We start from the raw sequence: 22,372 nt of genomic DNA, 5'->3' as shown, positions 1-22,372 counted from the left end.
GCTTGTTCCTAATAGGCCTTTACGGTTGCGATCGAACGGCGGGCGAAGCGCTCGATGTCATTGGGATTGTCCTGTTCCATGACGAAGTATTTGGCCGCGCTCTTGGCCCGCAGCGCCTCGATCAGGCCGGCCCAGTCGATCGTGCCGTGGCCGACATCCGACCAGCCGTCCTCGTCCAGCCCCTCGCCCGGCCTTGCCATGTCCTTGACGTGGACGGCAACGATGCGCTTGCCGTGCTGTTCGATCCAGGGCAGCGGATCGGCGCCGCCGCGCACCACCCAGGCGACATCCATCTCCCAGCCGATGTCGGGCGCGGAAGCCAGGATGTGAGCCTGTGGCAGCGAGCCGTCGGCGAGCTTCTTGAACTCGAAATCATGATTGTGCCAGGCAAAGCCGTAGCCGGCCTTCTTCGCCGTCTCGCCGACCTTGGCCAGGCGCTCGCCGAAGCCGCGCCAGCCGGCAGCGTCCGAAGGCCTGGACTCAGGCATGAGGTAGGGGCAGATCAAAAGCTTGATGCCGAGCGCTTCAGCTATCCTGCGCACGCCGTCGAAATCCTTCTCCAGTGCGTCGATCGAAAAATGCCCGGTCGGCATGGCAAGGCCGTTTTTATCGAGTTCGGCCCGGAAGGCCTTGGGATCGTCATAGACGCCGCCGAAGCCTTCGACCTCTGTGTAGCCGAGCTTGCCGAGCATCTCGAGCACGCCTTCCCAGGGCTGGAAATTGCGCGCGCTGTAAAGTTGGAATGACCAGTTCATCGTCTTTGTCCGTTCTGCTTGGGGGATGGTTATCGGGCTTTAGATGCGGCTGCCGGTTTGGGCATCGAAGAGCGAGGCGCGCATCGGGTCGAAGCCCACCGTCACCGCCTCATCGTTCTTGGGCGTCCGTTCCGAGGTGACCCGGACGCTGAAATTCTGCTTTGCAAGCTTCAGCCACACCAGCGTGTCGGACCCCATCGGTTCGACCACCTCGACATTGGCCGCCGTCGAGAATGGCCAGCCCGTGCCGCTGTTCAGGCTGACATGCTCGGGCCTGATGCCGAACACGGCAGGGCCGGCTTCCGGTTGCTTGTCGAAATGATAGGTGCCGAGTGGAACCTTGAGATTGTCGGCCACGAAAAACCAGTTGCCAGCGTCTTTCTCGAGCCTGCCGTCAATGAAGTTCATCGCCGGCGAACCGAGGAAGCCGGCGACGAAGCGGTTGACCGGTTTGTTATAGATGGTCTGCGGCGCGTCGAGTTGTTGGATGACGCCGCCGCGCATGACCGCGATACGGTCGGCCAGCGTCATCGCCTCGATCTGGTCATGCGTGACGTAGATCATGGTGTTCTGCAATTTGCGGTGCAAAAGCTTGATCTCGACGCGCAGTTCGGAGCGCAGCTTGGCGTCCAGGTTCGACAGCGGCTCGTCGAACAGGAACACGTCGACGTCGCGCACCAGCGCGCGCCCGATCGCCACGCGTTGGCGCTGGCCGCCGGAGAGCGCTGCGGGCTTGCGCTGCAACAGCGGCTCGATCTGCAGGATCTCGGCGGCGCGCGCTATGCGCTTCGCGATCTCGTCCTTGGGCACGCCAGCGACGCGCAGCCCGAAGGATAAGTTCTTCTCCACCGTCATCTGCGGATAGAGTGCGTAGGACTGGAACACCATGCCGATGCCGCGGTCCTTGGGCTCTTCCCAGGTGACGTTCTTGCCCTTGATGAAGATGCGGCCGTCCGAAATGTCGAGCAGTCCGGCGATGCAGTTGAGCAAGGTCGACTTGCCGCAACCCGAGGGTCCGAGCAGCACTATGAACTCGCCCTCGGCGACGTCGAGGTTGAGCGTCTGCAGCACCGAGACCAAGCCGAAGTTCAGCGACAGGTCCTGGATCGAAACGCTGGTGCCGTTTGCCGCCATCGACATCACCCTTTCACCGCGCCGGCGGCAATGCCGCGCACGAACAATTTGCCGGAAATGAAGTAGACGACCAGCGGCACCAGCCCGGTCAGGATGGTGGCGGCCATGTTGACATTGTATTCCTTCACCCCCTGCACCGAGTTGACGATGTTGTTGAGCTGCACCGTCATCGGATAGGTGTCGGGGCGCGTATAGACGACGCCGAACAGGAAGTCGTTCCAGATGCCGGTCACCTGCAGGATGACGGCGACGACGAAGATCGGCAGCGACATCGGCAACATGATGCGCAGATAAATGCCCCAGAAGCCGGCGCCATCGACGCGCGCAGCCCTGAACAGTTCCTCCGGCATGGAGGTGAAATAGTTGCGGAACAAGAGCGTCAGGATTGGCATGCCGAAAATGGAATGCACGATCACCAGGCCGCCCAGGCTGCCATAGAGGCCGATCTCGCGCAGGATGATGACGATCGGATAGATCATCACCTGATAGGGGATGAAGGCCCCGACGATCAGGATGACGAAGAACGTGTCGGCGCCCTTGAAGCGCCAATTGGCCAGCGCGTAGCCGTTCACCGAGGCGATTGCGATCGACAGGATCACCGAGGGGACGGTGATGCGCACCGAGTTCCAGAAGCCGCGAGAGAGACCGTCGCAGTTGAGACCGGTGCAGGCCTGCGACCATGCCTTGACCCACGGCTCGAACGTGATCTCGACCGGCGGCGAGAAGATGTTGCCGAGACGAATTTCCGGCATGCCCTTGAGCGAGGTGACAACCATCACGTAGAGCGGCAGCAGGTAATAGAGCGCCACCACGATGAGCGTGCCGTACAGGAAGATGCTGCGGCGCGACAACATGTGCCGGGGCTTCGGTCCGCTCGGTCCCGAGGCATCGGCGCGAATGGCGGCTTGGGACGCGGCCAGGGAGACGGCATGATCAGACACGCTTGCGGCCCCCGAATTCGAGATAGGCCCACGGCACGATGACGATCATCACCGACAAGAGCATCATGGTCGAGGCGGCAAAACCCTGGCCGAGGTTCTGGGCGAAGAACATGTAGTCGTAGACATATTTTGCTGGCACTTCAGAGGAAATACCGGGACCGCCGCTGGTCTGCGCGACGACGAGGTCGTAGACCTTGACGATGCCCGACGCGATGATCACCAGCGTGGTTATGAAGACCGGTCGCATCATCGGGATGATGATGAAAAGATAGGTCTTCCAGGTGGGGATGCCGTCCACCCGCGCGGCCTTCCAGATGTCCTCGTCGATGCCGCGCAGGCCGGCCAGCATCAGGCACATGATCAGCCCGGTGCCTTGCCACAGCGCGGCGATCAATATGCCGTAGATAACGATGCTCGAATTGTAGAGCGGATCGAAATTGAAGCTTGTCCAGCCGAGGTCGCGAACCACTCCCTGAATGCCGAAATCGGGATTGAGCAGCCATTGCCAGACGAGGCCGGTGACGATGAAGGAAAGCGCGAAGGGATAGAGAAAGATGGTGCGGAACGTGTCCTCGAAACGGATCTTCTGGTCGAGCAGGGCGGCGAGCAGGAAGCCGATTACCAGCGAGAAGACGAGCGACAGCACGCCGTAGATCAAGAGATTCTCGATCGAGACGAGCCAGCGCGGCGTCGCCCACAGCCGGTAGTACTGGTCGAGCCCGACGAAATGCAGCCGCGGCAGAAGCTTCGAATTGGTGAAGGAATAAAGCACCGTCCAGGCTGTGCCGCCGACGAACACCACCAGCGCGGTGAGGATCATCGGGATCGAGGCGACCTTCGCATTGAGGTTGCGGAAGAGTTGGCTCGGGCGTTCGCTCTTGCTCATCGGTGCAGCCATGCTGGATCGGGTAAGGGCGACAAGGTCGGCACGCCTCGCTCCCGGCCCTGAGGTGGCCGGGAGCGAGGCGGCTTGTCGGCGGTCAATCGGCCGAGGCGATGATGTCGGCGAAGCGCTTTTGCGCTTCTTCGAGCGTCATGTCGGGCTTGGCGAAGAACTCCGAGAACAGGTCCTCCTTCTGCTTCTGGCTGTCCTGCGAGAGCAGTTGGTCCGTCCAGGGAATGACGGCCCCCTTGGCCAGGATGTCGAGCCCCTTCTTCATGCAATCGTTGGCAGCGTTGAGGTCGACGTCGCCGCGCACCGGCAGCGAGCCTTTCTTGAGATTGAAGGCGACCTGGGTCTTGGGATCGAGCAAGGTCTCGGCCAGCACTTCCTGCGCCTTGGACTTGTCGGCGTCCTTGAGCAGCGGGAAGTAGAAGGCGTCGCCGCCGGTGGCGATGACCTCGTTCAGGCCAAGCCCGGGAAGGCAGGTATAATCCTTGCCGGCTGTCTTGCCGGCGACCTGGAATTCGCCTTGCGCCCAGTCGCCCATGATCTGGCCGCCGGCCTTGCCGGTGATGACCATGTTGGTCGCCTGGTTCCAGTCCTGCACATTGGTGTTCTTGGCCATCTTGCGCGCATCGTCGGCGGCCTTGAAGACCTTGGCGACTTCAGGACCGGCGGCGAACGTCGCATCCTTGTCCTTGTAGACCTTGAGGAAGGTGTCGGTGCCGCCCACCGCGGCGAGCAGCACGTCGAATGCGCCCGACGCCTGCCAGGCCTGCCCGCCGACCGCGAGCGGGACGATGCCGGCCTTTTCCAGCGCCGGGGCGGCGGCGACATATTCGTTCCAGTTCTTCGGCACCGGCACGCCCGCCTTCTCGAAGGCCGCGTTCGACAGCCACAGCCACTGCCAGGAGTGAATATTGACCGGCACGCAATAGATCTTGCCGTCGATGGTGCAACCGTCGAGCAGGCTCTTCGGCCGCACGACCTCGGTCCACTTGCCCTTGATGGCGACATCGGTGAGGTCGCGCATCAGGCCTGCCTGCACCAGCTCTTCCGCCTGCCGGCCGTGATTGAACTGGGTGGCGCCCATCGGGTCGCCGCCGGTGATGCGGCTGATCATGATCGGCCGCGCCGTGCCGCCGGACCCGGCGATGGCGCCGTCGACCCAGTGGTTGCCGGTTGCGTCGAAGGCCTTGGCGAGTTCGGCGACCGCCGCGGCCTCGCCGCCGGATGTCCACCAATGGGTGACTTCCAGATCGGTTGCGGCCGCCGGCCCGGCAAAATTCAACGCCACCGTCGCCGCAAGCGCGGCGGTCAGGAATTTGTATCGCATTTCGGTTTCCTCCCAGAATCTGAAACGTTACAGATTTTCGATACGGCAATTGTAAGACATGCGCAACCCTTCCCTTGAAAGTCAGTTCGATATTTTTCGAGCCGCGAACAAAATCCTTTCGGGATGGAGCCCGTTGTGCAGCGCAATACGCAAAATCCCACATGGCAAGACAGAACGCTCGCAAGAAGCTTGCTCCCAATGCCTTTCCTGCTGATTCCCAACGCTTTTCGGCGGCGAGCCCATGCGGACTTTCGACCTCGGCCACAGCCTGGTCGAACACCGGTCGTGACAATCTGTAACGTTTCAGTATAGGCTTGTTCAGCTAAGGAGACGCGCCATGGGAGCGACGGCGGCATTGCCGGCCTGGCCGGCGGCTGCTAAGCGCCTGACGGGGCGGGACGAATGGACAGACGGCGCACGGACAGCGATGACGAGACGTCGGCCAGGGAGCGGCCGACGCTGAAGACGCTTGCCTTCATGACCGGGCTCGGCGTCACCACCGTGTCGCGGGCGCTGAAGGACGCGCCGGAGATCGGCGCCGAGACCAGGCGCCGCGTCCAGCTCGTGGCCAAGCAGATCGGTTACCGGCCGAACCGCGCCGGCGTGCGCCTGCGAACCGGCAAGACCAACGTCATCAGCCTCGTGCTCAACACCGAGCACGAGATCATGAGCTTTGTCTCAGACATCATCTACGGCGTCACCGAAGTCATCGCCGATACGCCCTACCATCTGATCGTCACGCCCTACTCGCGCTCGCAGGATCCGCTGGATCCGGTGCGTTATCTGGTGGAGACTGGCTCCGCCGATGGCGTCATCATTTCGCGCACGCAGCCCAACGATCCAAGGGCCCGCTACATGCTGGAGCGCGGCATACCTTTTGCAACGCACGGCCGCACCGATATGGGGCTCGTGCACCCCTATCATGATTTCGACAATTACGCCTTCGCGGCCGAGGCGGTGCGCCATCTGGCCGGCTTGGGCCGGCGTCGGCTGGCTCTGGTGACGCCGCCGGTCGGCCTGACCTATCACGGCCACACCGTGAACGGCTTTGCCGACGCGCTGAGCGAAGTCGGCGCCTCGGAGGTGCCGTTCAACACCGTTTCGATCGACCACTCGATCGAGCAGATCAGGATGAGGACCGCGCAGCTGATGCGGCGCGACATCAGGCCGGACGGCATCGTCAGCAGCGCCGCGGCCGCCACGCTTGCCATTGTTGCCGGCATCGAGGACGCCGGGTTGAAACTCGGCCGCGACATCGACGTGGTGTCGAAGCAGTCGTCGGAACTGCTGCATCTGTTCCGCCGGGAACTGCTGATCGTCAACGAGAACTTCCGGCTGGCCGGCTCCGAGCTCGCCCGCGCCGTGCTCGGCTGGATCGGCGGCGCGGCGCCCGGCTCGCTGCAGTCACTCAGCGCGCCGGGCGAAGTTGTGGCCTATCGCGGCTGATTGAAGCCCCGCCGCCAGAGCAATTCCCGCGTAGCTTTCCTAAGGCATTGCCCAAAAAACAAAGAGATAGAGCGGTACGCCGTTCCGCGAAACGCTGAACCGTTAGCCGGCGGCGCCGCTCCCCCAGGGTCCATGGAAGGCGCCCTTGTCATCGATACGCTCGAAGCCATGCGCACCGAAGAAATCACGCTGTGCCTGGATCAGGTTCGAGGTCCCGCGGCCCTGGCGATAGCTGTCGAAATAGGCAAGGGCCGAAGACAGCGCCGGCACCGGCGATCCGGCTTCGGAAGCCCTGGCCACGACGCGCCGCAGTGACGGATGCGCCTCCTGCATCATGGTGATGAAGGCCGGCGCCATCAGGAGATTGGTCGAAGCGCCGCCGCGGCCGAAGGCTTCGGCCATGGTGTCGAGCATCTGCGATCGGATGATGCAGCCGGCACGCCAGATCTTGGCGATGGTCGGCATCGGCAGGTTCCAGTTGAACGCCTTCGAAGCGCCGCTCATCACGGCGAAGCCTTGCGCGTAGGCTGATATCTTGCCGGCGAACAGCGCCAGTTCCAGATCCTTGAGCAGGTCTGCCTTGTCGCCCGAAATCCTGGTGACGCCGATGTTGCCATAGGCTTTTTCCGCCGCAAGCCGCTCGTCCTTGATCGATGACAGGACGCGTGCCGCCACCGCCGCCTCGATGGCGGTCGCCGGAATGCCGAGTTGCTGTGCCTCGATAACCGACCATTTGCCGGTGCCCTTCTGGCCGGCGCGGTCGAGGATGATGTCGACCACCGGCTTGCCGGTCTTGGGATCATCTGACGCCAGCACCTTGGCGGTGATCTCGATCAGGTAGGAGTTGAGCCGGCCCTTGTTCCAGCCGGCGAATACGGCGCCGATCTCCTTCGGCGCCATGCCCAGGCCATCGCGCAGGATGCCGTAGATCTCGCCGATCATCTGCATGTCGGCATATTCGATGCCGTTGTGGATGGTCTTGACGAAATGGCCGGCGCCGTCGGTGCCGAGCCAGGCCGCGCATGGCTCGTCCTTGAACTTGGCGGAGATTGCCGTCAGCACCTTCTCGACGCGCTTCCAGGACTCCTCGGTGCCGCCGACCATGATCGACGGCCCGTGGCGCGCACCCTCCTCGCCGCCGGACACGCCCATGCCGATGAAGGTGAGGCCGGAGCCCGCCAGCTCGGAAAAGCGCCGCATCGTGTCGCGGAAATTGGCGTTGCCGGCATCGATGACGATGTCGTCATGGGACAGCACGCCGCGCAATGCGGCGATCTGTTCATCGACCGGCTTGCCGGCCAGCACCATGATGATGATCGGACGCGGCGGCCGGATCGCGGCGGCGAGTTCTTCCAGGCTGTAGCAGGGGACAACCATATCCCTGAGCGCGCCGGCATTCTCGACAAAGGCATCCGTACGCGCCTTGGTGCGATTGAACACAGCGATGCGGTGCCCGTGCTCGGCGATGTTGAGCGCCAGGTTGGAGCCCATCGTGCCAAGGCCGATCAGGCCAATTTCGGCTTTTTCCATGTTTCTTCCCTGCTTTCGGATCTTGTTTGTTCGAGCCCGCGATTGCCCGGGTTTTTGCCAAGATGCATCCTGCCAGGATGATTGACGGGCCTTCAGGCTCGCGTCAACCGCCTCGCCGAATTGTGTTGGAGAGCCATCACGGCCTGATGTCTACCGGCGCCTCGATCTTCACCATCTCGAAATCGGAGACCAGTATGTCGATGCGCGCCGTCCACCGGCCAGGGACCGGGATGACGAGATCGTCGACACGCCAGCTGCCGTCGCCGGGCTTTGTCGCGGCCCGCTTCAGCGGCTCGATGCCGGAGTCCGGCTTCGACAGCACCAGCGTCACCTCCTTGGCGTCGAGCGGCCCGAAATCGCCGGTCATGATGATCATCGAGGCGGCGACCGGCCCGGCATGGCCGGGCGTGATGCTGAGGTCGGCCATCGCCTTCAGCGCGTGGATATGAACCGACACCGGCTGCGCCGCGGCAATCGCCAGCGCCCGTGGCGGCGGCGTGAAGCGCCAGCCGGCGGCAACACCGAAGATGGCGAGTACGATCAGTATTTCGACGCCGATCGAACGGGTGAGCCTGCGCCGCACTTCCGTCGCCCCCGCCTCGGCCATTGCCGTCAACCTCCAGCGGTTGACGGCGGCGAGCGTGAACAGGAAGACCAGCAGCGCGAGCTTGACCAGCAGCAGCCGGCCATAGGCGGTGTTGACCAGCGCTGCGGGTGTTTGCACCTGGATGACGGCCAGCACCACGCCGGCGGCGGCAAGCAAGGCCACCACCGGCATGATAGCGGCGGAGAACCGGCGAAGGAACGTGACGGCTTCGGCATCCTGCCGTTTCAGCGCGAGTCCGAGCGGCGCCAGCGCGCCGGCCCAGAAGGCAATGCCCGCGCCATGCAGGAACACCATCGGCCGCGTCAGCCATTGCGGCTCGGCGGCACTTGCGTGGCCGCTGGCGGCGAGCGCGAGACCCGTTCCGGCCAGGCCGGCGAGCGCGAGGGGCCTGGCGGCCGCGCGCGGCCCGGCCAGCGACAAAAGACCGAGCCCCAGCGCGATCAACGCGATCAACGCCGTCCAGCCGAAGCTGGTGCCGAGACCGGCGGTCCAGATGGCCGGCTGCGCCATATGCGAGAGCGGCGCGCCGAGCGCATCCAGCCCTTGAAAGCCAAGCGACAGGGTTGCCGCGACCAGCCCGCACAGGATTGCGGCGGCGACGAAGCGCTGTCCGGCGCGGCCACCCCGCGCCAGCCAGGCGAGAGCGAAGGCGCCGCCGACCCCGAGGAATAGGCCGATATAGAGGCAGACCTTGCCGATCCAGATCGCCGAGCGCAATTGCCAGTCGACGGCTTCGGAAACAGCCGGCGGCTGGCTCGCCGCGCCGATGGAAAACAGCAGAGAGCCGCCGACCGGATGACCGTCGGCGGAAATCACTCGCCAGCTCAGCACATGCGTGCCCGATCCAAGTGCCTGCGGATCGTCGATCACGACGGTCTGGTCGCTGAGGCGGAAGGACGTCAGCGGAACGGGCGTGCCGTCGGGCTTCACCAGCGTCAGCACCAGTGGCGAGACCGGTTCGCTGAAAGTCAGCGCGAATTGCGCCGGGGCCTGCGACAGCACGGCGCCGTCGGCCGGATCGGTCTTGATCAGCGCGGCGTGCGCAAAGGCCTGATTTGTCGTGGCCACGGCAATCAGCATGGCCAAGGTCAGCAGCCCTATGGCAGCTCGGCCGATGAGCTTGCCGGTCGCGCGAACCGTCCTGGAAGGGAATATCACCGTCATGTCATTGCCATAAATGCGGCGCGCTCCGGACAATGGAGCGCACCGCGAGAGCTTACTTTTTCGGCGTGAGCTCGATGCCGGGCGCGGGGTTCTCCAGGGCGTCTTCGTCCTGCCCGGCCGCCGGGATTTCGATCCAGCGGTCGGCGGCGCCATCGCACTCCTGCACCACCGGGAAATAGAGTTTCTGACCCGCCGGGAGGTCTGCCGTCAGCATCGCACGGAAGACGAACTCGTCGTAGAATTCGTCTGGCAGATTGCCGCCGCTCCAATCGACCTCCTTGACGCCGTCGGCCACCGCCTGGCCGTAGAGCTGGTAGGATTTCTCGTACTTGCCCTTCTTGGTCTGCAGCGTCCAGCCGGGCTTCGGCATCGGCTTCACCGCGATCACCCCTTCCGGGATCTGCACGCGCACGGCGGTCGTCGCCTTGCCGTCACAGCCATGCGGCACCCGCAGGATGGCCTTGTAGGTCGAACCGACCGCCGCTTCCTGTGTTTCGAGCGTGACATGCGCAAAGGCGGCACTGGTCCCCAGCGCCAGAAGCGCGCCGGCCGACAGAAGATACTTGTTCATGATGGTCCCTCTGAATTCAATAGTTGTGGATGGCGCGGTCAATTGGCGTGGTCGTCCATGCCACCGCCCATGCCTTCGACAGCGAACTCGACGTTGACGGCGCCAGCCTTTTCGAAGGTCAGCGTGGCTGCGAATTCTTCGCCCTGCTTGGGTTGCCGCTTCAGGCCGATGAACATCAGGTGATAGCCGCCGGGTGCTAGCGCCACCTTGCCGCCGGCCGGGATTTCCAGGCCGCCCGTCACCGGCCGCATGGTCATGACGCCGTCCTTGACGCCCATTTCATGCAGCTCTGCTTTTTCGGAGACGTCGGAGGAAATCGACAGCAGCCGGTCGGGTGCATTGCCCTTGTTGGTGATGGTGAAATAGCCGCCGGCCACCTTGGCGCCTGTGGGTGTCGCGCGCGACCAGGGATGCTCGATCTCGAGATCGCCGGCCTTGAATTCATGCGCGCAGACGGCCTGGGCACCGAAGAACAACAGCACAAACGCCAGCACGGCAAGGCCGACACGTTCATTGAAACGGCGCAGGAATTTGGTGCGGCCGCCCGAAGGAGGCGCCGCGATATGAAAAGCTTGGGACATGGTTTGCTCCATGAATAGGGGATCGCGCCGTTGGCCGGTCGCGAACGATTCGTTCTTTGGATGAAAGCACCGGCGGAAGGTTCCGCCGGGCGTACAGCAGGCTCAGGCCGAAAGCGGCGGCGCGCGCGGGTTCGACGGCGACCGCTGGCGCGCGAAATTGAGATGCGTGGCCGCCGGAAAGATGAAAACGACGGCTTCGAACGAAAGCGAGGCCAGCGCAAGCCCGGCATCGGGTGGCGGCGCAAAGGCCGCTGAAACCATGCTGCAGCCCAGCATGCAGCATGCCGGCAGATGCGACGGATGCGGGCCGCCATCGGGAAGCTGGGCAGTGCCCTCGTGGGTGCAGATGACGTTGCCGAAGGCGTCGATTTGCGAGGCGGCCGGTCCGGTGGCGAAGGCGAATGCGCTCAGCGTCGACTGAAGCAGCAGCAGGTAGGCCGCGACAAGCGCGACCGGAATGCTCCACCGTCTCCCCTTTTTGGTCAAATGACTTGCCTGTTCAAACCATCTGCATCTTCAAGCGATCACCGGAAGATGTCTACCACGGCAGCAAGAGACGGAAAATCGGCAAATCGGTGCTGCGGCAACGCGGCGCGATCAGGGCCTCTGTGGGTGCCGGCTCTCGGGGATCGAGGTCAGCAGCGTCTGGCGCGCCGACTTCAAATGCTTGCGGCAGGCGGCATCGACCTTGCCCAGGTCGCGTGATTTGAGCGCCGCGATATAGGCCAGATGCTCGCCGATCGCGATTTCGTTGCGCTCGCGCTCCTGCGCCTTGTTCCACTGGTAGTGGTAATGGAAGATCATGGCGATGACATCATAGAAATCGACGATGAAGCGGTTGTGCGAGGCGCGGTGGATCAGCCGATGGAAGCGCTCGTCGAGCTCCGAGAATTCGTTGAAGCGCGTGGCGATGTCACGGGCGAGGCCGCGGTGTTCCTCTTCGAGATTGTCGAGATCGGCCCACACCGCGCTGTCCTGCGGCAGTGCGGTGAACGCCGATGCCGAGCGCAGCTCGAACATCTCGCGGATTTCCGTCAACTCCAGCGCGAAGGCGCGGGTGAAACCCTTCAGCACCCAATGGCTGTTGCGGCGCTTCTCGATCAGGCCGAAGCGGGAGAAGCGGATCAGGAACTCGCGCACGCTGGTGGTGCCGACGCCGATCTCGCGCGCCAGTTCGAGCTCATTGATCTGCATGCCGGCCTCGGCGCCGCCGGCGAGCAGCCTGCGCATGAACGACCGCTCGATGATCTCGGCCAGCGTGTCGGTCTCTTCCTCGGGAAAGAAATCATCGGGGCGCGTTTCGCGCAGCACCGTCTTGGCGCGCTTGTTCCAGGCGATCAATCCGGTTTCTTCCATGCGCGCAAGGATGCTGCGCACAGTGGTGCGGCTGACGCCGAGCAGCGTACCCAGCTCCGGTTCCGAAGGCAGGCTGCGCGTCTCGTCGAGCAGCCTGAGGCACCTGTTATAGGCATCCTTGTAGACGTTGTTGCTCTTCGACATGCCCTGACCCATCGCTGGCCGGCGCTTGCGGCGGCCGGCTTGAAGCGCAATATGACGTTCCTATCGCCCTCGAAAGCGGAATCGCTTTGCCGAGGGGCTCGCTTACCGGTTGCAGCGCCGCTACTCATCCAGCCGCACAGGAACTGCCGGAAAAAACAATTGACGCAAAACTGTTTTTTCACGATAAAAGACATTAACTCTTAACAGGCGCGTGTCAATCCGCGCCTCCCAGGATCACCCCAGGAAACGCCCGTGAACGCCTCCAACTCAATTCTTCTGTCCCCAGCCGACAATGTCGCGGTCGCCAATGGCCGCATCGAGACCGGCACCGCGCTGCCCGGCGGAGCGCTTGCCGCCGCCATCATCGAGCCCGGCCACAAGGTGGCGATCAAGCCGATTCCCGCCGGGTCCGCCGTGGTCAAATATGCCCAGGCAATCGGCCGCGCCACGCAGGACATCGCGCCCGGCGAGCATGTCCATTCGCACAATCTGGTGTTCGAGGCCGGCCGCCTGCCGGTGGTACCGCCAAGCGAGGCCGAGCATGCGACCGAGGCCGACCGCGCCCGCACCTTCATGGGTTATCGCCGCGCCGACGGCCGCGCCGGCACGCGCAACTTCATCGGCATCATCGCCAGCGTCAACTGTTCGGCCACCGTCTGCCACGCCATCGCCGACGCGGCCAACCGCACGCTGCTGCCAAAATATCCCGGCATCGACGGCTTCGTCCCGATCGTTCACGGCCAGGGCTGCGGCATGAGCGCCACCGGCGACGGCATGATGGTGCTGCACCGCACATTGGCCGGCTATGCCCGCCATCCCAATTTCGGCGGCGCGCTGATGGTTGGGCTCGGCTGCGAGGTCAACCAGCTCACGCTGTACGGCCAGAAGGGTGCGGCCGCCGGTAAGCGCCATTTCAACATCCAGGACGCCGGCGGGTCGCGCAAATCGGTCGAAAAGGCCATGGGCGTACTGGCCGAGATCGCCGAGGAAGTCGGCGAGCTCAAGCGCGAACCGATCCCCGTGAGCGAGATCGTCGTCGGCCTGCAATGCGGCGGCTCCGACGGCATGTCGGGCATCACGGCCAATCCGGCGCTGGGCGCTGCGGTAGACATTCTGGCCGGCGTCGGCGGCATCGGTATTCTCTCCGAGACGACGGAAATCTACGGCGCCGAACATCTGCTCGCCTATCGCGCCGCGACGCCCGAGATCGCCAAGAAGCTCGATGGCTACGTCAAGTGGTGGGAAGACCACGTCGCCAAGCACGGCGCCTCGATCGACAACAACCCCTCGCCCGGCAACAAGCGCGGCGGCCTCACCACCATCCTGGAGAAATCGCTGGGCGCGGTAGCCAAGGGCGGCCAGACGCCGCTCAACGGCGTCTTCGGCTATGCCGAAAAGGTCACCGGCAGCGGGCTGGTGTTCATGGACACGCCCGGCTACGACCCGGTGTCCGCCACCGGCCAGGTGGCGGGCGGCGCCAACATCATCGTCTTCACCACCGGCCGCGGCTCCTGCTTCGGCTGCCGGCCGACGCCGTCGATCAAGGTCGCCACCAACTCGACCATGTATCATCAGATGGAAGAGGACATGGACGTCAATTGCGGCGTCATCGCCTCCGGCGAGAAGACCATCGCCGGCATGGGCCGCGAGATCTTCGAACTGATCGTCGAGACGGCCTCCGGCCGCAAGACCAAGAGCGAGGATTTCGGCTACGGCGACAACGAGTTCGTGCCCTGGCATCTCGGCGCGACGCTCTAGCTCTTTGAAGTCGCGCAGTCCGGAAAGTGGCCACGAACTTTCCTGGAATGCTGCGGCTTGAGGTCTTGGAATCTGCCGCGCCGGATAATGGCGGGCAACGGGGAGGTTGTGCATGGAAAAACGCCGCATCGGCCAGACGGCGCTCGAGGTCACCGAAGTAAGCTTCGGCGGTGCCGCGATCGGCGGGCTCTACCGCGCCTGTTCGCGCGAGGCGGCGATGGAAACGTTGCAAGGCGCGTGGGAGGCGGGCCTGCGCTATTTCGACACCGCGCCCTTCTATGGTTTCGGCCTGTCGGAGCGGCGTTTCGGCGACTTCCTGCGCTATAAGCCGCGCGATTCCTATGTGCTGTCGACCAAGGTCGGGCGCCTGTTCCGGCCCGTTCCGGAGGATCAGGTTCCCGATCACTCCTATGTCGATCCGCTGCCCTTCGCGCTCGACTACGACTATTCCTATGACGGCATCATGCGCTCGGTCGACTTCAGCTATGCGCGGCTTGGTCTAAACAGGATAGACATCCTGTTTGTGCACGACATCGGCGTGTACACGCATGGCGTCGAGAAGACCAAAATGCACTTTCGCCAGTTGATGGACGGTGGGCTCAAGGCGCTCGAAGAACTGAAAAACTCCGGCGTCATTTCCGCCTACGGGCTCGGCGTCAACGAAGTCCGGATATGTCTCGACGTGATGCGTCGCGCGCCGCTCGATTGTATCCTGCTCGCCAGCCGCTATTCCTTGCTCGATCGCAGCGCCGAAGCCGAACTTTTGCCGCTCTGCCGCGCCCGACAGACTTCGCTGGTCATCGGCGGTGTGTTCAACTCCGGCATATTGGCGACCGGACCGGTGCAGGGCGCCCATTTCGACTACAAGCCCGCCAGCGGTGACGTGCTCGACCGCGTCGGCGCGATGGAGCGGATCGCCGCCGAAGGTGGTTACCCGCTCGCCGCCGCCGCGTTCCAGTTCCCCCTCCAGGAATCCTCGGTCGCCACCGTGCTGACCGGCACCGCCAAGCTGGCGAACCTGACCCGCAATCTCGAACTGCTTGATGTCGACGTGCCTCAGGCGGACTACGCCAGATACCGCCCCTACACCGTAGTGCAGGAATTGGCATGAAGTGCCCGATCCGCCCGGGCGAAGGCGTGCGATCGCGGGGCTTCACGATCCCGCGAACCGAAGAAGGAACGGGCATTCTATATTGACTAATTTATGGAATTAATATTCCATACGTTAGTCACACGAAACGGAAGCGTCGGGCAGCGTGGGGAGAGCAAGGCGCCAGTGCTGTCATGACCGCCATGCCCCGAGGATGGCATAAACACCGCTTGCATCGACCGGATCGATGCACTATCAAAATACTGCAACTGTTTTTTATTGATAAAGTTCTGTTTGGCTACGCCTATCCGAACCGAGCTTCCGTATCGTTCACCGGGCGACCTAGGGAGGAATTCCATGAAATTCGTGACCAGCATTCTCAATCGCCGCGCTGTCATGGCGCTGGCGGCCGCGTCGATGCTTGCCGGCGTCATGCACTCGGCGCCGGTTTCGGCGGCGGACGTGACCATTCCGATCATCGTCAAGGACACCACGTCCTTCTACTGGCAGATCGTCCTGGCCGGGGCCCGCAAGGCCGGCAAGGATCTCGGCGTCAACGTGCCGGAGCTCGGCGCCCAGGCAGAGACCGACGTAAACGGCCAGATCTCGATCCTCGAAAACGCCGTCGCCAGCAATCCGGCGGCGATCGTCATCTCGCCGACCGAGTTCAAGGCGCTCGGCAAGCCGATCGACGAAGCCGCCGCCAAGGTCAAGGTTATCGGCATCGATTCCGGCGCCGACTCCAAGGCCTTCACCTCCTTCCTGACCACTGACAACGTCCAGGGCGGCCGCGTCGCCGCTGACGGCCTCGCAGCGGCCATCGGCGAAGCCAATGGCGGCAAGATCGAGGGCGACGTTGCCCTGATCACCAACACGCCTGGCGCCGGCTCGCTCGAACAGCGCAAGCAGGGCTTCATCGAACAGCTCAAGGCGAAATATCCGGGCCTGAAGCTGGTCGCCGACAAATATGCCGACGGCCAGGCCACCACCGGCCTCAACATCGCCACCGACCTGATCACCGCCAATCCGAACCTCAAGGGTATTTTCGCTTCCAACCTGATCATGGCGCAGGGCGTCGGGCAGGCTGTCGCCGAAAACAGCCTCGGCGGCAAGCTGGCGCTGGTTGGCTTCGACAGCGACGAGAAGCTGATCAAGTTCCTCAACGACGGCGTCATTTCCGCCCTCGTCGTCCAGGATCCCTACCGGATGGGCTATGACGGCATCAAGACCGCGCTTGCCGCCTCCAAGGGCGAAAAGGTCGAGACCAATGTCGACACCGGCGCCAACCTGGTCACCAAGGCCAACATGAAGGATCCCAAGATCGACGCGCTGCTCAACCCGAAGCTCAACTGAGCATCGGCACGCGCAACTGTTTCCGGGGCCTCTGCGCCCCGGAAACAACAGGGAGGATTGCCATGACGTCGACCGCGCAGGAACTGCATCCGGCCCCCGTGCTGGAGCCCGGCAGGACGATCCTCGAGCTGCAGGGTCTGGAAAAGCGCTATCCCGGCACGCATGCGCTGAAGCCTGTGACCCTGGCCTTCAAGGCGGGAGAGATCCACGCCATCGTCGGCGAGAACGGTGCCGGCAAATCGACCCTGATCAAGCTCCTGACCGGCGTCATCCCGCGCACCTCCGGAGAGGTTGTGTGGGAAGGCAAGCCGGCTGCCCTGGCGACGCCGCACGAAGCCATGGCGCTCGGCATCAACGCCGTGCACCAGGAAGTCGTGCTCTGCCGCCACCTGACCGTCGCCGCCAACATGTTCCTCGGCGAGGAGAACTCGCGCTTCGGCATCCTCCAGCAACGAGCCATGGTCAGGGAAGCGCAGAAGATCATCGACGGTCTCGGCTTCGACCTGCCGGCGCATGTCGTGCTCGGCGATCTCACCATCGGCCAGCAGCAGCTGATCGCCGCCGCCCGAGCCACCGTGCGCGGCACCAAATTCCTGATTTTCGACGAGCCGACCGCCTACCTCACCCGCAAAGAGGCCGACCAGCTGTTCACGCTGATCCGCCGCCTGAAGGGTGAAGGCGTCACCATCATCTACATCAGCCATCGCATGGAGGAGGTGTTCGAGCTCGCCGACCGCGTCTCGGTGCTGCGTGACGGCACGCTGGTCGGCACCCGCAACATCGCCGAGACCAATGAGCCGGAGCTGGTCAAGCTGATGATCAACCGCTCGATCGAGCAGATCTATCACAAGGAGCATTTCACGCCGGGCGCCGTCATCGCCGAGGCGCGGAACCTGTCCGGCAAGGGTTTCGAGAATGTCTCTCTGTCGGTGCGCGCGGGCGAGATCGTCGGGCTCTACGGCCTGATCGGAGCCGGCCGCAGCGAATTCGTCACCACCCTCTACGGCCGCCACCGCAAATCGGCCGGCCAGGTGTTGTGGGAAGGCAAGGAGGTGCAGGTCAACTCCGAGCACGACGCCATCAAGCTCGGCATGGCGCTGGCACCGGAAAGCCGCCGCGACCAGGGCCTGTGCCTCAACCTGCCGGTTGCATTGAATCTCAACCTGCCGATCTACAAGCGCATATCGAAAAATCTGCTGATCTCGTCTGCGCAGGAGAAGGCCGAGGCGGACCGGCAGATCGCCGACCTCAGGATCAAGACGCCGACGCGCGGCGCGCTGGCCTCCAGCCTGTCGGGCGGCAACCAGCAGAAGATCGTCATCGGCAAGTGGCTGGCGCACGGCGCCAAACTGTTCATCTTCGACGAGCCGACGGTCGGCGTCGATGTAGGCACCAAGGCCGAGATCTACCGGCTGTTCAGTGTGCTGTTGTCCAAGGGCGCGGGCATCATCCTGATCTCGTCCTATCTGCCTGAGGTCTACGAACTGGCCGACACGCTGCATGTGTTCCGGCGCGGCAAGCTGGTGGCCACGCATGGTTTCCGCACCGCCGATCACGAGGACATTCTGAGCCAGGCCCTGGCCGAGAAACAAGAAAAGACGGGAGGACAGACATGAGCACCGAGGCGATCCCTGCCGAAAAGCCGAAGCGCAACTACAATGCCCTGTTCGGGCTGACGCTGCTTGGCCTGCTGCTTCTGATGTGGGTCATCCTGGCGGTCGCCACGCCGTCCTTCGCTTCGGCGCTCAATATCACCAACCTGCTGCGCCAGGGTTCTCTGATCGCCATCCTGGCCGTCGGCCAGACCTTCGTCATCATCACCGGCGGCATCGACCTTTCCGTCGGCGCCATCGTCGGCTTCGCCACCGTCATCGTCGCACTGCTGATCAATGCCGGCTGGCCGGTCTGGATCGCGGTTCTGGCGACGCTGCTGGTGGGGGTCGCCATCGGCCTGTTCCACGGTTTCGGCATCGTCAGGATGGGCCTGCCGCCCTTCATCATCACGCTGGCGACCATGACCTCGCTGCGCGGCATCGGTCTCCTGATGACCAATGGCAATTCGATATCGATCAACAGCGACGCGTTCCAGGCGTTTTCGCGCGGCTCGCTGCTGGGGATCCCCTATCTGTTCTGGATGGTGATCGTGGTTGCGCTGCCCTCCTACGTCTTCCTGCACCACACGCGATGGGGACGCTATCTCTTCTCCGTCGGCTCGAACGCGGAAGCCGCGCGCCTCTCCGGCGTCAACGTGCCGCGCACGATCTACATGGCCTATGTGCTGTCCGGCCTGTGCGCGGCCTTCGTCGGCGTGCTGCTCGCGTCCCGCATCGGCATCGGCAATCCGACGCAGGGCGACACCTACGAGTTGCAAGCCATCGCCTCGTCGGTGATCGGCGGCACGTCGCTGTTCGGCGCCATCGGTTCGGTGCACGGGCCGCTGATCGGCTCGTTCATCCTCTCCACCATCAACAACGGCGCCAACCTGCTCAACGTCAACACGTTCTGGCAGCGCGTCATCACCGGCATGTTGATCATCGTCATCGTCTACTTCGACGGCCTGCGCCGCCGAGGTGGCAAGTAAAATCGATCGCCGGCCGGGTCGAAAAATCGGCCGGCGATTCCATGAACCGACTGGATTGAAGCATGAAAGCCGTTGTCTGCCGTTCGCCCGGCGACCTTGTCGTGGAAGACCGTCCCGCGGCTGGCTCGCCGCCTCCCGGCTGGGCGCTGGTGGCGGTCAGCCATGTCGGCATCTGCGGCACCGACTACCACATCTTCGAGGGCAAGCATCCCTTCCTCGCCTACCCCCGCATCATGGGCCATGAAGTGTCGGGGACCATCGTCGAGGCGGGCGAAGGCGTTGGTCTTGCCACGGGCGAGCCGGTCATCATCAATCCCTATCTGGCGTGCGGCAAATGCATCGCCTGCCGGCACGGTAAACCCAATTGCTGTGTCCGGATCGAAGTGCTCGGCGTGCATCGCGACGGCGCCATGTGCGAACAGATCCTTATCCCGGAACAAAACCTCTATCCAGCCAACGGCCTGTCGTTGGCCGATGCCGCGGCCGTCGAGTTCCTGGCCATCGGCGCCCATGCGGTGCGGCGCTCGCGTGCCGATCCCGGCGCACGGACGCTCGTCATCGGCGCCGGACCGATCGGGCTCGGCACCGCCATCTTCGCCCGCATCGCCGGGCTCGACGTGACGCTGCTCGACATGAGCAGCGAAAGGCTCGGCTTCGCCGCCAATGAACTCGGCTTCAAGACCCTCGACGGGTCGCGCGGCGCGGCATCCGATCTGGTCAGCGAAGCGACATCAGGCGAAGGCTTCGACGTGGTCTTCGACGCCACCGGGAACACCGGCTCGGTGCAGTCGGCCTTCGCTCATGTCGCGCATGGCGGGACATTGGTGCTGGTCAGCGTCGTGAAGGACGACATCGCCTTTTCCGACCCCGAGTTCCACAAGCGCGAGATGACGCTTGTCGGCAGCCGCAATGCCTTGAGGGCCGACTTTGACCACGTCGCCGCTTCGATCCGCGATGGCGCCGTGCCGCTGGCCAAGCTCGTCACCCACCGCACCACGCTTGCCGACACGCCACGTGATCTCGCCCGCTGGGCGCATGAGAAATCCGGCCTGATCAAGGCCGTGATCGAGGTGGGGGCATAAGCTGGCAGATCGTGAACCCGGCCCGTATTGACCACGCCCCGCGCAGGGCGACCCCCAAACCGCCAAGCCGCTGACAACCGAGCTGGTCTGGTACCAGCGTTGGTATAAGGCCGACACGCCCTACAGCGCCGACAGTTTCAGCTCCACCCGCTCCGCCGGGAAGCGCGCCTCGGCGAATTGGATCGGCCGGCCGTCCGTCGTCATGTTGACGGCCATCGTGACCAGCACGATGCCGCCCGGCTGCAGATCGAGGTCGGCAAGGTCGGAAGCATCGGCGTGACGCGCCGACAGCACCGTCGATTGCCTGAGATAATCGTCTATGCCGAAACGCTTGAGCGATGCGGTGATCGACCCGGTCTCGGCCATGGCCACATCGATGCCGGCGAAGCGCCTGGCGTCGAACCAGCCGGAAGCGCGCGACACCGGCTTCCCATCGGCCTCGCCGCGCGTCTCCAGGCGAATCACATCCGATCCCCTGGCAAGGCCCAGGGCTTCGGCGACGCGCCGGCTGGCCGGCTCGACCGATGAGGCCAGCAGCACGATATGCCGCTCCGACGCCTGGCCCTGCAAGCCGGTTGAAAATCGCGTGCGCGCGCCGATCGGATAGGACAGCCGCTTGCGCGACAGCACGAAAGTGCCGCGCCCCTGCTCGGCCCGCAGTACCCCGTCCTGCACGAGCGCCGCGATGGCGCTGCGCACCGTGTGACGGTTGACGCCATAGCGCTCGGCCAGCGCCACCTCCGGCGGCAGCGCGGCATTCTCGGCGAAATCGCCGGCAGCGATCGATTGCAGGATTCGGTCGGCGATCTGGCGCCACAACGAGACGCCGCTGCGCCGCTCGATACCGTCAGCCACGTGTTTTCCGTTCACGGTTTCGCCCCTGGCCGGCCCCTGTCACGCACCCGTCATGGACTCGCGTCAGGTAATGGGTATAATTCGTATGGTTGTCTATATCAATAGACAAATTAGAAGCAAGGATGTTGCTCATGCGAGGACAGGAAGCGCGCGACCAGGCCGAACGCAAGGCGGCCATGGCAACCCTGGCGCAGTCCAGCGGCGACGACATCGTTCGCCTCTGGAACGAATCCGGCCTGCCTGCCGAGGCCGAACTGCTGCGCGGTCCCGAGACCGGCCTGGTTACCATGCGCGGCCGCATCGGCGGCGGCGGCGCGCCGTTCAATGTCGGCGAGGCCACCGTGACCCGCGCCACAGTGCGCCTGCCGTCCGGACAGGTCGGCCATTGCTATGCGCTCGGCCGCGACAAGCAGAAGGCGAAGCTGGCGGCCATCGCCGACGCGCTGTGGCAGGACCCCGCCCACCGAGAGGCGGTCGAAACGGGCCTTCTCGCGCCGCTGCGGGCTGCCTTGACCACGGCACGAGAAAGGCGCCGCGCCGAAACGGCGGCAACGAAGGTGGATTTCTTCACCATGGTTCGCGGAGAAGATTGATGGATATCGCAGCGCAATCGATCGAGGGCGGGTTCGCCGATCCGGTGTTCAACGCCCAGACGGTGTTTCGCGCCGTCATGGACGCAATGGCGCGGCCGGGCAGCGTGCAACCCTTGCCGGCCCTGGCCCGCCCGCCGGCGCCGCTTTCGGCGATATCGGGCGCGGTTGCGCTGGCATTGTGCGACAACGACACGCCGCTCTGGCTGGACCCGGCCCTGCACGCCTCGGCAGCGGTCATGTCCTGGCTCGGCTTTCACAGCGGCGCGCCGCTGGCCAACACCCCGGCCGACGCGCATTTCGCCTTTGTGGCCTCGCCGGCCGAGATGATGGCGCTCGACGGTTTCTCGCAAGGCACGCAGGACTATCCCGACCGCTCGACCACATTGATCCTGCAGGTCGGCGATCTCACGTCAGGCACGCCGCTGCTGCTCGAAGGTCCTGGCATCGAGAAGACGGCGACGATCGCGCCGGCCCTCATGCCGCGTCATTTCATCGAGCAGTGGAAGCAGAACATCAACCGCTTTCCGCGCGGCGTCGACATCATCCTGGCGGCACATGACAGCCTCGCCTGCCTGCCGCGTACGACACGCATCAAGACGACGGAGGCCTAGC

21 protein-coding genes are annotated in these 22,372 nt (G+C 64.1%); 9 read left to right on the top strand and 12 right to left on the bottom strand.

Going from position 1 to position 22,372, the window contains the following annotated elements; all coding sequences use genetic code 11:
- Nucleotides 1–8: 8 nt before the first annotated feature.
- From FJ972_RS08180 to FJ972_RS08160, 5 genes are all read right to left on the bottom strand, one after another.
- Complete coding sequence (locus FJ972_RS08180; protein ID WP_140513775.1) at nucleotides 9–755, bottom strand: sugar phosphate isomerase/epimerase family protein; 747 nt, start codon at nucleotides 753–755, stop codon at nucleotides 9–11.
- A 39-nt stretch (nucleotides 756–794) separates the two neighbouring features.
- Entirely contained in the window at nucleotides 795–1,895 is a 1,101-nt protein-coding gene (locus tag FJ972_RS08175) for an ABC transporter ATP-binding protein (RefSeq protein ID WP_181165360.1), read from the bottom strand.
- Complete coding sequence (locus FJ972_RS08170; RefSeq protein WP_140522552.1) at nucleotides 1,895–2,830, bottom strand: carbohydrate ABC transporter permease; 936 nt, start codon at nucleotides 2,828–2,830, stop codon at nucleotides 1,895–1,897. The genes FJ972_RS08175 and FJ972_RS08170 overlap by 1 nt, the downstream gene beginning before the upstream one ends.
- On the bottom strand, nucleotides 2,823–3,716 hold the full coding sequence (locus FJ972_RS08165; RefSeq protein WP_140500283.1) for a carbohydrate ABC transporter permease: 894 nt from the start codon (nucleotides 3,714–3,716) through the stop codon (nucleotides 2,823–2,825). The genes FJ972_RS08170 and FJ972_RS08165 overlap by 8 nt, the downstream gene beginning before the upstream one ends.
- 94 nt (nucleotides 3,717–3,810) lie before the next feature.
- Nucleotides 3,811–5,049, bottom strand: coding sequence for an ABC transporter substrate-binding protein (locus FJ972_RS08160; protein WP_140522554.1), 1,239 nt, complete (start codon nucleotides 5,047–5,049; stop codon nucleotides 3,811–3,813).
- Between the two features lie 402 nt (nucleotides 5,050–5,451).
- On the opposite strand from FJ972_RS08160, the gene FJ972_RS08155 reads away from it, so the two are divergent.
- On the top strand, nucleotides 5,452–6,495 hold the full coding sequence (locus FJ972_RS08155; RefSeq protein WP_140500287.1) for a LacI family transcriptional regulator: 1,044 nt from the start codon (nucleotides 5,452–5,454) through the stop codon (nucleotides 6,493–6,495).
- A gap of 102 nt (nucleotides 6,496–6,597) precedes the next feature.
- Here FJ972_RS08155 and gndA read toward each other — a convergent pair whose 3' ends face one another.
- The 6 genes from gndA to FJ972_RS08125 form a co-directional block, all read right to left on the bottom strand.
- The gene (gndA, locus tag FJ972_RS08150) at nucleotides 6,598–8,025 is read right to left on the bottom strand and encodes an NADP-dependent phosphogluconate dehydrogenase (RefSeq protein ID WP_140500289.1); all 1,428 of its coding nucleotides are present in this window, start codon (nucleotides 8,023–8,025) and stop codon (nucleotides 6,598–6,600) included.
- Nucleotides 8,026–8,161: 136 nt separating this feature from the next.
- Nucleotides 8,162–9,796, bottom strand: coding sequence for a copper resistance CopC/CopD family protein (locus tag FJ972_RS08145; RefSeq protein ID WP_140522556.1), 1,635 nt, complete (start codon nucleotides 9,794–9,796; stop codon nucleotides 8,162–8,164).
- A gap of 52 nt (nucleotides 9,797–9,848) precedes the next feature.
- Nucleotides 9,849–10,367: a YcnI family protein gene (locus FJ972_RS08140; RefSeq protein ID WP_140500293.1), complete on the bottom strand. Its 519-nt coding sequence runs from the start codon at nucleotides 10,365–10,367 to the stop codon at nucleotides 9,849–9,851.
- A 38-nt stretch (nucleotides 10,368–10,405) separates the two neighbouring features.
- Nucleotides 10,406–10,948 (bottom strand): copper chaperone PCu(A)C, encoded by a 543-nt coding sequence (locus FJ972_RS08135; protein ID WP_140522558.1) that lies wholly within the window; start codon nucleotides 10,946–10,948, stop codon nucleotides 10,406–10,408.
- A 102-nt stretch (nucleotides 10,949–11,050) separates the two neighbouring features.
- A complete protein-coding gene (locus FJ972_RS08130) occupies nucleotides 11,051–11,407 on the bottom strand; it encodes a DUF2946 family protein (protein ID WP_140500463.1) in 357 nt (118 codons plus the stop codon).
- A 138-nt stretch (nucleotides 11,408–11,545) separates the two neighbouring features.
- Entirely contained in the window at nucleotides 11,546–12,448 is a 903-nt protein-coding gene (locus FJ972_RS08125; protein WP_140500297.1) for a GntR family transcriptional regulator, read from the bottom strand.
- Nucleotides 12,449–12,700: 252 nt separating this feature from the next.
- Here FJ972_RS08125 and FJ972_RS08120 point away from each other — a divergent pair, with 252 nt between their 5' ends.
- From FJ972_RS08120 to FJ972_RS08095, 6 genes are all read left to right on the top strand, one after another.
- The gene (locus FJ972_RS08120) at nucleotides 12,701–14,206 is read left to right on the top strand and encodes a UxaA family hydrolase (protein WP_140522560.1); all 1,506 of its coding nucleotides are present in this window, start codon (nucleotides 12,701–12,703) and stop codon (nucleotides 14,204–14,206) included.
- A gap of 112 nt (nucleotides 14,207–14,318) precedes the next feature.
- A complete protein-coding gene (locus FJ972_RS08115) occupies nucleotides 14,319–15,317 on the top strand; it encodes an aldo/keto reductase (protein WP_140522562.1) in 999 nt (332 codons plus the stop codon).
- A 336-nt stretch (nucleotides 15,318–15,653) separates the two neighbouring features.
- Nucleotides 15,654–16,649: an ABC transporter substrate-binding protein gene (locus FJ972_RS08110; protein WP_140513786.1), complete on the top strand. Its 996-nt coding sequence runs from the start codon at nucleotides 15,654–15,656 to the stop codon at nucleotides 16,647–16,649.
- 62 nt (nucleotides 16,650–16,711) lie between these two features.
- The gene (locus FJ972_RS08105; RefSeq protein ID WP_140500305.1) at nucleotides 16,712–18,265 is read left to right on the top strand and encodes a sugar ABC transporter ATP-binding protein; all 1,554 of its coding nucleotides are present in this window, start codon (nucleotides 16,712–16,714) and stop codon (nucleotides 18,263–18,265) included.
- Complete coding sequence (locus FJ972_RS08100) at nucleotides 18,262–19,230, top strand: ABC transporter permease (RefSeq protein ID WP_140500307.1); 969 nt, start codon at nucleotides 18,262–18,264, stop codon at nucleotides 19,228–19,230. Before FJ972_RS08105 ends, FJ972_RS08100 begins: the two co-directional genes overlap by 4 nt.
- Before the next feature lie 62 nt (nucleotides 19,231–19,292).
- The gene (locus FJ972_RS08095; RefSeq protein ID WP_140522564.1) at nucleotides 19,293–20,312 is read left to right on the top strand and encodes a zinc-binding alcohol dehydrogenase family protein; all 1,020 of its coding nucleotides are present in this window, start codon (nucleotides 19,293–19,295) and stop codon (nucleotides 20,310–20,312) included.
- Nucleotides 20,313–20,432: 120 nt separating this feature from the next.
- On the opposite strand, the gene phnF is transcribed toward FJ972_RS08095, so the two are convergent.
- The gene (gene phnF / locus FJ972_RS08090; protein ID WP_411969491.1) at nucleotides 20,433–21,167 is read right to left on the bottom strand and encodes a phosphonate metabolism transcriptional regulator PhnF; all 735 of its coding nucleotides are present in this window, start codon (nucleotides 21,165–21,167) and stop codon (nucleotides 20,433–20,435) included.
- 131 nt (nucleotides 21,168–21,298) lie between these two features.
- On the opposite strand from phnF, the gene phnG reads away from it, so the two are divergent.
- Both phnG and phnH read left to right on the top strand, forming a co-directional pair.
- On the top strand, nucleotides 21,299–21,760 hold the full coding sequence (gene phnG, locus FJ972_RS08085; protein ID WP_140500313.1) for a phosphonate C-P lyase system protein PhnG: 462 nt from the start codon (nucleotides 21,299–21,301) through the stop codon (nucleotides 21,758–21,760).
- On the top strand, nucleotides 21,760–22,371 hold the full coding sequence (gene phnH / locus FJ972_RS08080; RefSeq protein WP_140522568.1) for a phosphonate C-P lyase system protein PhnH: 612 nt from the start codon (nucleotides 21,760–21,762) through the stop codon (nucleotides 22,369–22,371). The genes phnG and phnH overlap by 1 nt, the downstream gene beginning before the upstream one ends.
- Nucleotide 22,372 lies beyond the last annotated feature (1 nt).

The sequence above is a fragment of the Mesorhizobium sp. B2-1-1 genome, from assembly GCF_006442975.2.
Lineage (GTDB): Bacteria > Pseudomonadota > Alphaproteobacteria > Rhizobiales > Rhizobiaceae > Mesorhizobium.
Note: the sequence above shows the minus strand (reverse complement) of the source record. Positions and strands in the feature narration are given on the sequence as shown.

Bases quoted from the DNA above. Each gene is read 5' to 3' on its own strand.
- FJ972_RS08180 (WP_140513775.1), bottom strand. From the start codon at position 755: ATGAACTGGTCATTCCAACTTTACAGCGCGCGCAATTTCCAGCCCTGG.
- FJ972_RS08175 (WP_181165360.1), bottom strand. From the start codon at position 1,895: ATGTCGATGGCGGCAAACGGCACCAGCGTTTCGATCCAGGACCTGTCG.
- FJ972_RS08165 (WP_140500283.1), bottom strand. From the start codon at position 3,716: ATGAGCAAGAGCGAACGCCCGAGCCAACTCTTCCGCAACCTCAATGCG.
- FJ972_RS08160 (WP_140522554.1), bottom strand. From the start codon at position 5,049: ATGCGATACAAATTCCTGACCGCCGCGCTTGCGGCGACGGTGGCGTTG.
- FJ972_RS08155 (WP_140500287.1), top strand. From the start codon at position 5,452: ATGGACAGACGGCGCACGGACAGCGATGACGAGACGTCGGCCAGGGAG.
- gndA (WP_140500289.1), bottom strand. From the start codon at position 8,025: ATGGAAAAAGCCGAAATTGGCCTGATCGGCCTTGGCACGATGGGCTCC.
- FJ972_RS08145 (WP_140522556.1), bottom strand. From the start codon at position 9,796: ATGACGGTGATATTCCCTTCCAGGACGGTTCGCGCGACCGGCAAGCTC.
- FJ972_RS08140 (WP_140500293.1), bottom strand. From the start codon at position 10,367: ATGAACAAGTATCTTCTGTCGGCCGGCGCGCTTCTGGCGCTGGGGACC.
- FJ972_RS08135 (WP_140522558.1), bottom strand. From the start codon at position 10,948: ATGTCCCAAGCTTTTCATATCGCGGCGCCTCCTTCGGGCGGCCGCACC.
- FJ972_RS08125 (WP_140500297.1), bottom strand. From the start codon at position 12,448: ATGTCGAAGAGCAACAACGTCTACAAGGATGCCTATAACAGGTGCCTC.
- FJ972_RS08115 (WP_140522562.1), top strand. From the start codon at position 14,319: ATGGAAAAACGCCGCATCGGCCAGACGGCGCTCGAGGTCACCGAAGTA.
- FJ972_RS08110 (WP_140513786.1), top strand. From the start codon at position 15,654: ATGAAATTCGTGACCAGCATTCTCAATCGCCGCGCTGTCATGGCGCTG.
- FJ972_RS08105 (WP_140500305.1), top strand. From the start codon at position 16,712: ATGACGTCGACCGCGCAGGAACTGCATCCGGCCCCCGTGCTGGAGCCC.
- FJ972_RS08100 (WP_140500307.1), top strand. From the start codon at position 18,262: ATGAGCACCGAGGCGATCCCTGCCGAAAAGCCGAAGCGCAACTACAAT.
- FJ972_RS08095 (WP_140522564.1), top strand. From the start codon at position 19,293: ATGAAAGCCGTTGTCTGCCGTTCGCCCGGCGACCTTGTCGTGGAAGAC.
- phnG (WP_140500313.1), top strand. From the start codon at position 21,299: ATGCGAGGACAGGAAGCGCGCGACCAGGCCGAACGCAAGGCGGCCATG.
- phnH (WP_140522568.1), top strand. From the start codon at position 21,760: ATGGATATCGCAGCGCAATCGATCGAGGGCGGGTTCGCCGATCCGGTG.